The sequence below is a fragment of the Ensifer sp. LC11 genome (assembly GCF_001695835.1).
Lineage (GTDB): Bacteria > Pseudomonadota > Alphaproteobacteria > Rhizobiales > Rhizobiaceae > Ensifer.
The window spans coordinates 65,330-78,788 of sequence record NZ_MBSO01000019.1 but is presented as its reverse complement, the minus strand read 5'-3'; the positions used below and the strand labels follow the sequence as shown (position 1 = coordinate 78,788).

Annotated in this window: 16 protein-coding genes; 8 read left to right on the top strand and 8 right to left on the bottom strand. The window is 62.7% G+C overall.

Annotated features, from left to right (window positions below):
* Window positions 1-159 precede the first annotated feature (159 nt).
* Complete coding sequence (locus BBX50_RS15055; RefSeq protein WP_065776139.1) at window positions 160-1,956, top strand: GGDEF domain-containing protein; 1,797 nt, start codon at window positions 160-162, stop codon at window positions 1,954-1,956.
* Window positions 1,957-1,969: 13 nt separating this feature from the next.
* Here BBX50_RS15055 and betI read toward each other — a convergent pair whose 3' ends face one another.
* A complete protein-coding gene (gene betI, locus BBX50_RS15050) occupies window positions 1,970-2,551 on the bottom strand; it encodes a transcriptional regulator BetI (RefSeq protein ID WP_065776138.1) in 582 nt (193 codons plus the stop codon).
* Window positions 2,552-2,654: 103 nt separating this feature from the next.
* Here betI and choX point away from each other — a divergent pair, with 103 nt between their 5' ends.
* From choX to BBX50_RS15035, 3 genes are all read left to right on the top strand, one after another.
* Window positions 2,655-3,590, top strand: coding sequence for a choline ABC transporter substrate-binding protein (choX, locus tag BBX50_RS15045; RefSeq protein ID WP_065776137.1), 936 nt, complete (start codon window positions 2,655-2,657; stop codon window positions 3,588-3,590).
* Window positions 3,587-4,402 (top strand): alpha/beta hydrolase, encoded by an 816-nt coding sequence (locus BBX50_RS15040; protein WP_065776136.1) that lies wholly within the window; start codon window positions 3,587-3,589, stop codon window positions 4,400-4,402. Before choX ends, BBX50_RS15040 begins: the two co-directional genes overlap by 4 nt.
* A 79-nt stretch (window positions 4,403-4,481) precedes the next feature.
* Complete coding sequence (locus tag BBX50_RS15035) at window positions 4,482-5,480, top strand: NAD(P)H-quinone oxidoreductase (RefSeq protein ID WP_065776135.1); 999 nt, start codon at window positions 4,482-4,484, stop codon at window positions 5,478-5,480.
* A gap of 257 nt (window positions 5,481-5,737) precedes the next feature.
* Here BBX50_RS15035 and BBX50_RS15025 read toward each other — a convergent pair whose 3' ends face one another.
* Together BBX50_RS15025 and BBX50_RS15020 are read right to left on the bottom strand one after the other, a co-directional pair.
* Window positions 5,738-6,223 carry an NUDIX domain-containing protein gene (locus BBX50_RS15025; protein ID WP_065776133.1) on the bottom strand — a complete coding sequence of 162 codons (486 nt, stop codon included), beginning with the start codon at window positions 6,221-6,223 and terminating at the stop codon, window positions 5,738-5,740.
* Window positions 6,224-6,312: 89 nt separating this feature from the next.
* Window positions 6,313-7,050: a DUF3750 domain-containing protein gene (locus BBX50_RS15020; protein ID WP_065776132.1), complete on the bottom strand. Its 738-nt coding sequence runs from the start codon at window positions 7,048-7,050 to the stop codon at window positions 6,313-6,315.
* 71 nt (window positions 7,051-7,121) lie between these two features.
* Here BBX50_RS15020 and BBX50_RS15015 point away from each other — a divergent pair, with 71 nt between their 5' ends.
* Complete coding sequence (locus BBX50_RS15015) at window positions 7,122-8,129, top strand: asparaginase (RefSeq protein ID WP_065776131.1); 1,008 nt, start codon at window positions 7,122-7,124, stop codon at window positions 8,127-8,129.
* A gap of 57 nt (window positions 8,130-8,186) precedes the next feature.
* On the opposite strand, the gene BBX50_RS15010 is transcribed toward BBX50_RS15015, so the two are convergent.
* Window positions 8,187-8,939, bottom strand: a complete 753-nt coding sequence (locus BBX50_RS15010) for a DeoR/GlpR family DNA-binding transcription regulator (RefSeq protein ID WP_065776130.1) — start codon at window positions 8,937-8,939, stop codon at window positions 8,187-8,189.
* A 92-nt stretch (window positions 8,940-9,031) separates the two neighbouring features.
* Between BBX50_RS15010 and BBX50_RS15005 the strand changes: the two genes are divergently transcribed.
* Entirely contained in the window at window positions 9,032-9,403 is a 372-nt protein-coding gene (locus BBX50_RS15005) for a DUF4406 domain-containing protein (RefSeq protein ID WP_065776129.1), read from the top strand.
* Between the two features lie 92 nt (window positions 9,404-9,495).
* Here BBX50_RS15005 and BBX50_RS15000 read toward each other — a convergent pair whose 3' ends face one another.
* Window positions 9,496-10,227 carry a DUF4198 domain-containing protein gene (locus tag BBX50_RS15000; protein ID WP_065776128.1) on the bottom strand — a complete coding sequence of 244 codons (732 nt, stop codon included), beginning with the start codon at window positions 10,225-10,227 and terminating at the stop codon, window positions 9,496-9,498.
* Between the two features lie 236 nt (window positions 10,228-10,463).
* Between BBX50_RS15000 and BBX50_RS14995 the strand changes: the two genes are divergently transcribed.
* A complete protein-coding gene (locus BBX50_RS14995; RefSeq protein WP_065776127.1) occupies window positions 10,464-11,084 on the top strand; it encodes a glutathione S-transferase family protein in 621 nt (206 codons plus the stop codon).
* Window positions 11,085-11,096: 12 nt separating this feature from the next.
* On the opposite strand, the gene BBX50_RS14990 is transcribed toward BBX50_RS14995, so the two are convergent.
* On the bottom strand, window positions 11,097-12,023 hold the full coding sequence (locus BBX50_RS14990) for a bestrophin family ion channel (protein ID WP_065776126.1): 927 nt from the start codon (window positions 12,021-12,023) through the stop codon (window positions 11,097-11,099).
* Between the two features lie 170 nt (window positions 12,024-12,193).
* Between BBX50_RS14990 and BBX50_RS14985 the strand changes: the two genes are divergently transcribed.
* Window positions 12,194-12,775, top strand: coding sequence for a dihydrofolate reductase family protein (locus BBX50_RS14985; RefSeq protein WP_065776125.1), 582 nt, complete (start codon window positions 12,194-12,196; stop codon window positions 12,773-12,775).
* 65 nt (window positions 12,776-12,840) lie between these two features.
* Here the strand turns inward: BBX50_RS14985 and BBX50_RS14980 are convergent, their stop codons facing one another.
* Together BBX50_RS14980 and BBX50_RS14975 are read right to left on the bottom strand one after the other, a co-directional pair.
* Complete coding sequence (locus BBX50_RS14980) at window positions 12,841-13,194, bottom strand: MmcQ/YjbR family DNA-binding protein (protein ID WP_065776124.1); 354 nt, start codon at window positions 13,192-13,194, stop codon at window positions 12,841-12,843.
* 30 nt (window positions 13,195-13,224) lie between these two features.
* Window positions 13,225-13,434 (bottom strand): hypothetical protein, encoded by a 210-nt coding sequence (locus tag BBX50_RS14975; protein WP_065776123.1) that lies wholly within the window; start codon window positions 13,432-13,434, stop codon window positions 13,225-13,227.
* Between the last annotated feature and the right edge of the window lie 25 nt (window positions 13,435-13,459).

The window sequence follows — 13,459 nt, the reverse complement described above, 5'->3', positions numbered from 1 at the left end:
GAAACCACTGATTTCATTAGAGTGTTTTCATCTGACTGATGCGGTTGCGACTGTCACATAGCTTTCATCAAAGCTTCACAGAGGGGAAAGACTTCGTTGACGGTTGGTGGCCATGCTGCCGTCGTCCGATCGTCCGTTCCCCTGTCTCTGGAGCCCGGCATGTCCGCCGCCCCCGCCGAAATCCTGTCGCTGCGCCGGTTCGGCGACGACCAGATCGTCACGCTCGCCAAGCTGGTGATCGAAAGCGCCTTCCAGCCGATCGCCGAGGCGGCGACCGGAACCGTGTTTGGTTATGAATCGCTGATGCGCGGCTTTCACAAGCTCGGCTTCGCTTCGCCGCTGGAGTTGCTCGACAAGGCCGAAGAGGCAGGCCAGTTGCTGGCGCTCGAGCATATGATCAACAGCCGCGCCGTCGCCGGCTTCGCGACGCTGCCCGATCATGCGGCCCGCACCCTTTTCCTCAATTTCGACTCGCGCCTCGTCGGCGGCGAGGGCGATATTGTCGAGCGGCTCGTCAATCATCTGAAGCGCGCCGGTATTGCTCCGTCGTCGCTCTGCTTCGAGCTTTCGGAACGTTTCGACAGCGGCAAGATGCCGGATTTTTCAGCCCTCGTGCGCGATCTCCGGCTCGCCGGTTTCAAGCTCGCCATCGATGACTTCGGTGCCGGCTTCAACGGCCTGAAGCTGCTTTGCGACCAGCCGGTCGACTATGTGAAGATCGACAGGCACTTCATCTCCGGCATCGAAGCCGATGCCCGCAAGCGCCATCTCGTCCGCCACACCGTCAACACCGCGCATGTGCTCGGCACACGCGTGATCGCCGAAGGCGTCGAGACCGAGGCCGAATTCCTGACCTGCCGCGATCTCGGCTGCGACCTCGTGCAGGGCTACTACGTCGCCCGGCCGACGACGCATCTCAGCGAACTTCTGCCGGCCTATCCGCATCTCGACCATAGCGTCATCAGCCGGCGGTCCTCGTCTTCGCTCGACGGCATCCTGATCCGCAAGCAGATCGAGCAATTGCCGAGCGTGCGCGAAAGCGACGATCTCGATTCCGTCTTCGATCTCTTCCGGTTGAACCCGCGTCAGGGCTTCTTCCCGGTCTTGAACGCCAATGGCGAGCCGCGCGGCATCCTGCACGAATATCACGTCAAGGAACTGATCTATCATCCCTTCGGCCGAGACCTCCTGAAGAACCGGATCTACCAGCGGCGGATCTCGCATTTCGTCAGCCCGGCGCCGATTGCCGATCTCGATACGCCGGCGGATGAAATGCTGAAGATCTTTGCTGGCATGGACGGCAGCGACTGCCTGATCCTGACGGAGAACATGCGCTACGCCGGCACACTTTCGGCCTCATCGCTCCTGAAGATCATAAACGAGAAGCAGTTGAAGATGGCGCAGGAGCAGAACCCGCTGACGGGCCTGCCCGGCAACCGGGCCATCCGCGATTACGTTCAGGATGCGATCCTCGACGGCGATCAGGCGCGTTATTTCTGCTATTGCGACTTCGACGACTTCAAGCCCTTCAACGATACCTACGGGTTCCAGAAGGGCGATCTTGCGATCACATTGTTTGCGGCACTGCTGCGGCGTCACTTCATCGGCGAGGAGAAGTTTCTCGGCCATGTCGGCGGCGACGATTTCTTCGTCGGCGTCAGCGGCTGTTCGGTCGAGGAACTGGAGGCGGTGCTGAACCGTCTGCTCGATGATTTCCGCTCCGACGTGCGCCAGCTTTACTCCGCCGAGCACCAGGCCGAAGGCCGTATCAGCGGTCACGGCCGCGACGGTTCGCCTCGTGATTTTCCGCTGATGCGCTGCTCGATTGCGGTTCTCGGTTTGCCGGAAGGCTTCGTCTTTTCCGACGCCCAGGCCGTCAGTGCCCGGATCGCCGAAATCAAGTCCCGCGCCAAGGCGAGCGATGCCGGGCTCGTCATGGACGCGCTCGGCGGCTGAGATCGAGGATCGCCTAGGCCTCTGGCACGCGGTGGGCGAGATAGTCGCGCATCTGCGCAAGCGCGATGTCGCGGGTCAGCCCTTCCGACTGCAGTCCGAGCCTCAGCCAGAGGCCGTCGATCAGTGAGGTGATGCCGAGCGCCACAGCCTCGCATTCCCCTGCCGGCAACAGATCCGTGAGTGCTGAAAGCAGGTTTGAGCGCATGCGCGCGTGGATCACCTTCTGGATGCGGGCAAGTTGCGGTTCACGCGGAACTTCGGCGCAAAGCGAAAGCCAGGCATGGCAGACCGAGGGTTGGAAGAAGCGTTCCTCGAAGTTCGCCTCGATGATCGCCTCCAGCCGCTCGCGCGGCGTTCGCGCGCGGTTCAGCCGGTCGACCACCGCTTCCTTGAGCGCAACGTTCGCCTCGCGCATCGCATGTTCGAAAAGCTCCTGCTTGTTGGCGAAGTAATGCAGCACAATGCCCTTGGAGGCGCCGGCATGGGTCGCAACCTTCTCCAGCGTCGCCCCGGCCATGCCCTCTTTCTGCAACACCTCGAAGGCCGCCCGGCGCAGCTCGCGCCGCCTGATCTCGCTAATTCTCGTCAGTCGCATCTGCCGCCTCCAAACGATTCCCACATTGACAAACTTTCCGCAAAGATCAATTGTTGACCCATGGGTCAGTTTTTAGTCCAAAAGGACAAATTTGGAGGATGCGATGCCGAGGCTGAAACTGTTGATCTCCACCGTCACCCTAATCGCTGCGGCAACTCCGGCGCTGGCCGGCGACGTGGAATCCTGTCGGCAGGTTCGGTTGGCTGAGCCCGGATGGAACGATCTGGCGTTTACAACGGGCGTCGGACTGACCGTGCTGAAGGCGCTGGGTTATGAACCGGAGAGCAAGCTGCTCGGCATCGATGTCATCTATACCAGCCTGCGCAGCGGCGATCTCGACGTCTTCCTCGGCTATTGGGACCCGGCGATGGTCTCCTACTACAAGCCCTACAAGGACGATGGTTCGGTCGAGACCGTCCGCATCAACCTCGAGGGGGCGAAGTACACTTTCGCCGTGCCTGATTATGTCTGGGAGGCGGGCGTCAGGGATTTCGCCGACCTGAAGGCCTATGCCGACAAGTTCGAGAAGAAAATGTACGGCATCGAGCCTGGTTCCAACCAACTGATGCTGGATGCCGTCAAGGATCAGAACCTCGGGCTCGATGGCTGGGCAGTGGTGGAATCAAGCGAGCAGGGCATGCTGGCGGAAGTCACGCGCCGGGTACGCGACAAGTCCTTCATCGTCTTTCAGGGCTGGGCGCCGCATCCGATGAACACGGCCATGTCGATCAAGTACCTGACAGGCGGTGACAAGTTCTATGGGCCGGACTTTGGCGCGGCGACCGTGTCGACCCAGGTGCGCAAGGGCTATCTGCAGCAATGCCCGAACGTCGCCAAGCTGCTCAACAATCTCGCCTTCGATATCGACTTCGAGAACCGCGGCATGGCCTACCTGATGAATGACGGACTGGCGCCGGAGGAGGCGGGCGAGAAGGCGATCAGGCAGGAGCCGCAGCGGCTCGACGTCTGGCTTGCCGGCGTGACGACCTTCGATGGACAGCCGGGCCTTGCAGCGGTCAAGGCCGCGCTCGGGCTGTGACCGCCACCATCGACCAGGACGACTGGTCGTCGCTGAAGCGGCGGCTCGAACTGCCCGGCGGGCGTCAGTTCGCCTATATCGATCGCGGCGAGGGGCCGGTGCTGCTGTTGCTCCACGGCTATTCCGACAGCAGCCGTTCCTTCTCGCTGCTCGCGCCTTGCCTGACAGGCCATCGCCTGATCATTCCCGACCTTGCCGGCCATGGCGCGTCCGGGCTAGGGGCCGGGGCAACAGTCGCCGATTTCGCCCGGGATATCGACTGCCTGGCGGAGCGATTGGCACTCAAGGATTTCGTCGTCATCGGCCATTCCATGGGGGCAATGACCGCCGTCATGCTTGCCGCCCTTCGCCCGGACCTGGTCCGGGCCCTCGTTCTGTTGTCCGGCAGTTTGCAACCGGGCCTTGGTGCGACCCATCCGACGGCGCGGGCGATCCGTGCGCTGAAGGATCCGCTTTGTCAGGATCATCCCTTCTTCGATGTGTGGCACGCCTGCAGCTCGCCGGTCGACGGCACCTTCCTTGCCCATATGCGCAAAGAGGCCGCGCAGATATCGACGCAGACGTGGCAGGCCATCCTTGATGGCCTTGCCGCGACCGATCTCTGCGCCAGCGCGCGGAGCTTGCGTTTGCCGGTGCTTGCGATTGGCGGCAGCGAGGATCCGCTCTTCGATGCCGGGCATCGCAGGCTGCTTGCGGATTCCATCGGTTCGGCGCGCTCGATCACCTTGGACGGCCATGGCCACAATCCGCACTGGGAGAGCCCGGCCCAGGTGGCTGACCAGATACTCGCCTTCCTGTCGGCCGAAATCTGATCGGCCAGTTCGGCGGACACCCTTTTCGCGGCGCACCGCCAGCGCTAGATGTGGCGCATCAGCAGCATGAGGTGATGCCATGTCCCTTCCGTCAGAAATGACCTTCGTCGACCTTCCATCTCCGGGCGGGCCGGAAAACATGATCCTGAAGACGGGACCGCTGCCGGCGATCAAGCCGGGTGACGTCCTCGTTCGGGTCGAAGCATCAGGCATCAACCGCCCGGATGTCCTGCAGCGCAAGGGCGACTATCCGCCGCCGCCGGGTGCAAGTCCCATCCTCGGCCTCGAAGTGGCCGGCGAGGTCGTGGCGCTGGGCGAGGGGGCTGAAGGATTTGCGATCGGCGACAAGGTCTGTGCGCTCGCCAATGGCGGCGGCTATGCGGAATATGCGGCGGTGCCGGCAACCCAGGCGCTTGCCTGGCCGAAAGGCTATGACGCGGTGCGGGCGGCGGCGCTGCCGGAAACCTTCTTCACCGTCTGGGCCAATGTCTTCGACATGGCGGGCCTCAAGGCCGGCGAAACCATCCTCGTTCATGGTGGCTCGAGCGGCATCGGCACGACGGCGATCCAGCTTGCCAAGGCCTTCGGCGCCGAGGTTTTCGTCACGGCCGGCAGTGCCGAGAAATGCCGGGCATGCGAGGCACTCGGCGCCCGGCGGGCGATCAACTATCGCGACGAGGATTTCAAATCAGTCATTCTCGAAGAGACGGACGGTCGCGGCGTCGACGTCATTCTCGACATGGTCGGGGGCCGCTACTTCGATCGCAACATCGCCTCGCTCGCAAAGGACGGCCGTCTGTCGATCATCGCCTTCCTTGGGGGCGCGAAGGTCGAAGCGGCCAATATCGCCCCGATCCTGACGAAGCGCCTGCATGTCATGGGTTCGGCGCTTCGCCCGCGCACGGCAGCGGAAAAGCAGGTGATCCGCGATGGCCTGATGCAGAAGGTCTGGCCGCTGCTCGAAGCGGGCAAGGTCGCACCGGTGATCCACTCTGTGCTGCCCTTCGCGAAGGCGGCAGATGGGCATCGCGAGATGGAGACCGGGGATCATATCGGCAAGATCATCATGTCCATGTGATCTGCGCCACTAAACCTTAGTCGGTCTTGCAATTGCCGGCGGATCGCCTACCTTGTGTCCATCTGAAACGAACAGAAAGGAAGGTGGTCCAATGTCGAATGAGATTTCGGTCTTGGTGACAGGCATGGGAGAGGTGAACTCGTCGGGGCAGCCCTCGGCCTGATCCCCGCCTTCCTTCGGGTCCAAAGCCCGGGCCAGCCACATGGCCAGAACTCATGGAAGGGTCGCCTCGGGCGGCCCTTTTCCATGTCCGGTATTCAGCTGCCTGCTCCGACCGGGGACGTTTCCTGGATCAGCAGCCACGGGTTCGGTTCGTTGTCGATGAACTCATCCCGGATATGCTTCAACACTTTCCGTTGCCCGGCAAAGGGCACCATGCGGATCGCTTCGTCAAAACTCATCCAGCGAAAGTCGCTGTGCTCGGCGTTCAGCCGGACCGTAGCGTTCGCGGTCGCGTAGCCGACAAAGACAGGCAGCAAACTGATGGCATCGCGGTCGGCCTCGTAGAATTGTTCGCAGATGTCGGCGGAATAGAAGCGATCGAGCCTGAGGCCTGTTTCCTCCTCGACCTCGCGCAGGCCCGCCTGCCAGGCCGTCTCATTCGCTTCGATCGCGCCGGCGACCTGGCACCACGTTCCCGCAAGTGTTCCAGTGCGGCGAAGGAGGAGAACCTCCCAGCCGCTCCCGGCAGAACGCAGAACGACGACGGAAACAGCAAAACTTCTGATCGGAATCTCATGCATCTGGCGTCCTCCTGGTTTGACGCCGGACCATGCAACGCGGCAAGCGTTGCTTCAACCTGAGATGCTGCAGTTGTCCTGGTTCTGCGCGCCTACACCCCGAAGCGCCCAAGGGCCGGGATCTTGATGGCGGGTCGTGCGAAATCGAAGCCGGCGACCAGGCCGAAGAAATGCAGCTCGAGCCCGCTGCGAACGCCCGCTGAAACACCTGCGAGCCCATAAAGGGTCGCGTGCATGTCCCGTCCGTCCGCATCGATCTGGAACAACTTGCCTTCCGGCAGGTAGTCCCGGCCGACGGCGTCCGGCGGCAGCACGGCGCCGAGCTCCGGCACGGAGCGCAGCACGTGCGCGACGAAGGTGTTGGAGTTCGGGCCCGGCCAGATCCGGTAGCCGCCGGGCGAGGCGTAGGGATAGCTTGCGATCGCCGCTTCGATTTTCGGGATCATTCGGCTGGCTTCGGCCCCGGTCACCGAGACGACCAGCCGGGGTTCATTCGAGTACCAGCGCGCATCCGCCTGATAGGCGTTCTGGCGGATAGGCTTGCCCCAACCGACCTTGTCGTAGCGGTTGTAGGAGAGGGCTCCCTGTTCCTTGGTCACGATCCAGGCGTGGCTGGCAACCGCGCCTTTCATCCCGCCTGTTGTTGCCGAGAAGACGTAGATAGCCGCATCGGCACTTTCCGCTGCCTTTGGCAGGATGCCGGCCGACGACCAGTCCGCATCGCGCCAGCTCTGCGGTCGGGCCTGCATGTACCACCAGCCGGCGGACGCCAGCGCTGGCAGCAGGTAGATGACGAGAAAGGCGGCGATGAGCCTGCGGGCGAATTTCATGAAAACTCCGTTTCCTGTCGGTAGATTCCTGCTAAATGCACGGACCAATTTCGGAAATTTGAGGGCAAGGCATGTCGAATCCCGTTCTCGTCGAAGTCACACGCGGAAACCTCGTTGAAAGCCGCCATCGCGGCCTTGTGATCGCCGTCGATGGTGACGGTCGGACTGTCTACTCGCTGGGGGATACCGACGCCGCCGTCTTCCCGCGTTCCGCCTGCAAGGCGATGCAGGGGCTGCCGCTGATGGAGAGCGGCGCTGCGGACGCCTACGGCTTCGGCAGCAAGGAGTTGGCGCTCGCCTGTTCCTCCCATTCTGGGGAGCCTGAACATGTGGAGCTTGCCGCCAGGATGCTCGCGGCCGCGGGTCGCGACGTCTCGGCGCTTGAGTGCGGCGCCCACTGGTCGTCGGACCAGAAGACGCTGATCGCGCAGGCCCGCAGCCTCGATGCGCCGACAGCGCTTCACAACAATTGCTCGGGCAAACATGCCGGCTTCATCTGCGCCTGCTGCCATTCGGGCACCGAGGTGAAGGGCTATGTCGGATATGAGCACCCGCTGCAGCGTGAGATTCGCGGTGCGATGGAGAGCCTGACCGGCGCGATCCTGGCAAAGGACAATTGCGGCGTCGACGGTTGCTCCATCCCGACCTATGCGGTGCCGCTCAAGGGCCTGGCACACGGCTTTGCGAAGATGGCGACCGGCGTTGGTCTGGCACCGGAACGCGCGCGTGCGTCGAAGCGATTGATCGAGTCCTGCATGGCTGAGCCCTTCTATGTGGCCGGCACCAAGCGCGCCTGCACACGGCTGATGAAAACGGCCCCCGGCCGCATCTTTGCCAAGACCGGCGCCGAAGGCGTCTTCTGCGCCGCCATTCCGGAAAAGGGCATCGCGATCGCGTTGAAATGCGAGGACGGCACGACGCGTGCGGCCGAAGCCATGGTGGCGGCAACGCTTGCCCGCTTCTTCAGGGATGAGCCGGAACTGCACGCAGCGCTGATGGCGCAGGCCAACCACTCCATGCACAACTGGAACGGCATCCATGTCGGCGACGTCAGGGTGACCGAAGCCTTCGCGGCCTGAGCTGTCTTGCCGGACGGCTGGCGCCTCGGCCGGGAAGTGACCGATGGTTCCGACGCGTCAGGCACGGACAATCGTGATGCCTGCGTCCTCATAGGGCGCAAGCGTCGCGCCCTCGATCTCCTTCGGTACGATAAAGCCGGCCAGCTCGGCGATTTCAGCCGCGCGGTGCGGCGAGACGGTGCCGAACTTCTCCACAGTCGCGAGCACGTAGGTTTCGGCGGCCTGGTTTAGGATCGCACGCTTGACAGCCGCTTCCTCGAAGTCGCCGGTCGAAACACCGTGAACCGGGTGAATGGCGGTGACGCCGAGGAAGAACAGGTCGACGCGAATGCCGGCGATGGCCGCCAGCGCCGCCGCCCCGGTCGCTACCATCGAATGCTTGTAGAGCCGGCCGCCGATCAGGATCACCTCGGCGTCATGCCGTTCGAGTTCGGCGGCAATGGTCGGGCTGTGGGTGACGACGGTGACCCGCATCGCCCGTGGCAACGCCCGTGCAATCTCGGCATTGCTCGTGCCGCCATCGAGGAAAATCGTCTGTCCGGCGCCAATGAGGGTCGCAGCCTTTTGCCCCAGGCGGCGCTTGACGTCACTGCCAATCTCCTGTCGCGCGGCAAAATTCGGAAGCGGTGGAACCAATGGCAGTGCGCCGCCATGCACGCGCTTCAACAATCCTTCCGCGGCCATCTCGCGAAGGTCGCGCCGGATCGTATCCTCCGACAAGTCCAGTTCGTCCGCCAGTCGCTTGGCGACAATTTCGCCATCGCGCGCCAGTCGTGTCGAAATCAAAACCCGTCTTTGCGTTGTCAGCATGAAAGCCTCCTTGACTCTTCACGATATTGCACGAATTATCGAGAAGATTCCAGAATAATCTGGATTTTTCACGTAGTCTTGTGGAGAGCAACATGCTGATTTTGATCGCAGGTCCCTATCGCTCCGGAACCGGGGACGATCCGGTGAAGATGGCCGCCAATCTGAAACGATTGGAGGAGCCATCCTATGCGCTGTTCAGGGCTGGCCACGTGCCTGTCATCGGAGAATGGGTGGCGCTGCCGGTCTGGCACGCGGCTGGCGGTGAGCGGATCGGCGACGATCTCTACGAAGAGATTTTCCACCCCGTGGCCGGCCGCTTGCTGGCGCTTTGCGATGCGGTGCTGCGCCTGCCCGGCGACAGCAAGGGCGCCGACAATGACGTGCGCATTGCCCGCGAGCGCGGCATCCCTGTCTACTATCGGCTGGAAGATGTCCCCGGTTGCGGCGAGGCGAAGGTTGCCTGAGTGGCAATGCCCGGCAGGGTGATCTGCCGGGCCATGAATGAAAGAGCGATGATGCGCCCGGCGCGGATGCTGGGGCCGCGCGGGGCGCAGTTTTACTCGTGCACGTGCGGTTCGGCGACGAAGGTCAGCGTTGCCGTCAGCCCCTTCTTGTCGGCGGCTTCGTTGCCGTCGAGCGGGATCGCGTGGCTGACGGCGAGAATGTTGACCCCGGCGTTGCGCAACGTCACTTCGGCTTCGCCATTCGCGTCCGTTTTTTCCGAAACGAGGTCCGGCAGTCCGGCGTAGTCAAGGGTGATTTCCTTGCCTTCGAGCGGCTTTCCATCAAGCAGGAGGCGGACGCGAAATTTCTCGCCCGGCTTCAGGCCGATCGGGTTGTCGAGCGGAACGATCTGCAGCGGCTGGGCCGGGAAGGCGGGCAGATCGCCGTGCGCATGCACGAGCGCGATGCTGTATTTGATCGAGTGGCTGGCCTGCTTGGCGCCCGGCACTTCGTTTTTCGGCTGGTTCACCCATTTGCCGTCAGCGCCTTCGCTCCAGTAGCCGTTGTCGAATTCGAGCGCGACGAGGGCCGGTTCGCTGTCGAGTTTCAGCACGGCATGATCCTTCGCCGGCTCGACTGTCACCGGTATGGCCTTGCCGTCCTCACCAAGTGCGGAGACTGATTTTACCTTGGCCGGATCATAAGCCTCATCCGCCGGGCCGTGGCCGTAGACGACGGCGAGCGTGCCCCAGCGCTCGGCGATCCAGGCGCCGTGCGAAGAGGCAGGGGTCGCAGCGGCAATCAGCAGGCCGGCGGCGAGCAGGGGAGAAACGAACGTGTTCATAAGCAACTCCAAATAATGTTATAACGTTACGCTCACGTTGTATTGAAACCTTGACTGTCTTGTCAACGGCGCCGACTTCATTTCTTCTGCTGACGCGTGACGGGTGCTCGGGCAAAGCGGGAGCGGATAAGCTTTTCGAGGCCCGTTTTTCGATCCGGCGCGGCTCGCGTGCGACTGGTCCGGCCAAGGCATGTTATCGCGGGCGGAGACAGAATTGACTGCAGAGGAGAGTTAAAGTGTTGAAATTGTTCTACGCACCGGGAACCTGTTCGCTGGCCGCGCACATTGCGCTGGAGGAGACCGGCGTCCCTTATGAGGCGCGTCGCGTCGATTTCTCCACCGCCGAGCAGACCAAGCCGGACTATCTGGCGATCAACCCGAAGGGCCGGGTTCCGGCACTCGTGACCGATCGCGGCGTCATCACCGAAACGCCGGCGATCCTCACTTACGTCGCGCAAAGCTTTCCTGAGGCGAAGCTGGTGCCGAATGGCGACGCGTATGCCTTCGCCCGCGTCCAATCGTTCCTGAGCTATCTCTGCTCGACGGTCCATGTCGCCCACGCCCATGGCCGCCGCGGCGCGCGCTGGGCCGATGAACCGGCCGCGCATGAGGCGATGAAGGCAAAAGTCGCCTCCAACATGGCGGCCTGCTTCGAACTGATCGAGAATACGATGTTCGAGGGGCCCTTCGTCATGGGTGAGGCCTATTCGATCGCCGATCCCTATCTCTACACCATAGCCGGCTGGCTCGAGCCCGACGGTGTCGATCCCTCGCGCTTCCCGAAAGTGCTCGATCACCGCAATCGTATGACCTCACGACCGGCAGTGGCACGGGTGCTGGCGGCACTCAAGGCCTGAGACGCACCGCGCCTACATCAGAATGTAGTCCTTGGGCCGTGGTAGCGGCGGGAGGTCGGTTTCGCCGAGCGCCTCACGAAGGTTGATCTCGATAATCTCGGCAAGTGCCATGATCGGCAGGTCGTTCGGCAGCACGCCGAACGGCTCCTCCAACTCGTCGCCGAGCGCATCGAGGCCGAAGAAGGTGTAGGCGACCAGCGCGGTGACAAAGGGCGTCGCCCAACCCAGCGCATCGGCAAAGCCGAAAGGCAGCAGGAAGCAGAAGAGATAGGCGGTGCGGTGCAAGAGCAGCGTGTAGCCGAAAGGCACCGGCGTGTTGCGGATGCGCTCGCAGGCGGCAAGCACCACCGACATCTTGCCGACCGTACCGTCGAGCAGTACCCATTCAACATCGCTGATCGCGCCGGAGGTTCTAAGCTTGGCCGCCTCGCGACCCATTTCGCGAAGCAGGTAGTCCGGTCCATTGCGGCTCGCCTTGTAGCCTGGAGAGAGATCGTCTGGCAGCCGCGTCAGCGCTCTGGATACATCACTGCCCGGCCGCAAGTGGTAGACCAGAGCGTGAGCAAAGGCGATCGCGACATTGAGAAGCCGCTGCCGCGCCTGCTTCCCTGATTCGTGGGCCGTATCGGCGAAGATCAGCGTCTGGCGGGCGAGATCGCGCGACGTGAAGATCAGTTGCCCCCAGTCTTTGCGCGCCTCCCACCAGCGGTCGTAGCAGGCATTGTTGCGGAACCCGAGGAACACGGAGAGCGCGATGCCGAGCAGCGCGAAGGGGCCGCTGCTGACGCTTGGAACCAAACCGGGATCGACGCGGTGAGCCCAGACGACGAGTGCGGAAAGGCCAAAGACGAACAGCACCTGCGGAAAGATCCGCTGAATGACCGACCCGCGCAGGATGAAGAACAGTTTCAGAAGGGTGGGGCGGTTGCGAACGATCATGGAAGAGCACCTGTCCGGCTTGCAGCACCCACCGGTATAGGCGTCGGATGGGAATTGGAAGAGATGGCGTCGTCAATCGCGCCGTTGCCGCAGCAGAGATTTTTGCGCCCGCTGTCGGCTGATCCACCTGTCGCACGTCCTTGTTGAGGAACGTCAACAAGGAGATGACGATGCGCAAGATGGTTGCCGGCATGCAGATGTCCATCGACGGGAAGATCGACGGACCGGATGGCTACGCCGATTGGGTCGATTCCTGGTCGGACACGTTTGACCTTTTGCCCGAGATCGATGCCTGCGTTCTGGGGAGCGGCATGTACGCAGGCTACGAGCAGTACTGGAGTGCGATCAAGCGTGATCCGCATTCGCCGCTGGAGCTCACCGGAAACATCCCGACACAGGAAGAAATCGAATATGCGGATTTTGCGCTTCGTACGCCGCATTATGTTCTGTCCAAGAGCCTCGCCAGCGTGCAGTGGGCCAATTCCACCATCATTCGCGACGCTGCCGAGATCGAACGGCTGCGCAAGGCGCCTGGGCGAACGATCTATGTGGTCGGCGGTGCGCAAACGGTTTCGAGCCTGATGGATCGGGGGCTGATCGATGAGTTGCGCCTCACCATCCATCCGCTTGTCGTGGGTAGGGGCAAGGCCCTGTTCGAGACGATCGCGCGACGCCATCACGTGGAGCTGGAAGACGTAAGAAGGGTCAATGGCAAAGCCTGCCTGGTTTACAAGGTCGGCGGACGGGCCTGAAAGGTCACATCCGTGTGGGCAGTGCTTGCGGCACGCGTCCGCTCAAACAAGAGGAATTTCAGCCCTCAGGCGGCGAAGCTTGCTGCGAGCTTCTTCGGCGCCTTCTCGCGCCAGGCGGCGACCAGTCGCCCGGTGAGGCTCGCGTCGTCGATGGCTGAAAGCCGGACGAGCATGGCCGGCCAGCCCTTGTAGTGATCGGTCTCGAAGTAGAGTTGGGCATCGAGCTCCAGCAACATTTCCTTTTCTTCGAGTGCGCACATGACCACGAGCGTTTCGCTATCCTTCATGCGCACGAAGCTCTTGTCCTTTACCAGCAGGGCAGGCGTGCCGTAGGACGTGCCGATCGAAACCTCCGGCAGGCCGGCGGCCTCCGCCAGCTTGACGACGCGCGCGAAGTTGCGGTCAAGATCCTCGCTCATTCCGTCAGCATATCACACTGCCGCATCCCGTCACCGGCCGCCGGCCTGAAGGCAATCTCCGGCGCATTCGGATGCGCGCGGCCAGGGCCAGCCGGGGAACGGCAGGTCGCCGAGTTCGCGCTCATCCATGCGCTCCAGATCCGGGTGCTGCAGCGGATCGCGCGCCCACGCTAGGGGTGCATCGTGCATCCGGTCGTCCGAAGCCCTGTATGAGGTCAGTATCGAGAGAAACTTCAGCATGGCGGACCATCCTTTCGATGTCTGG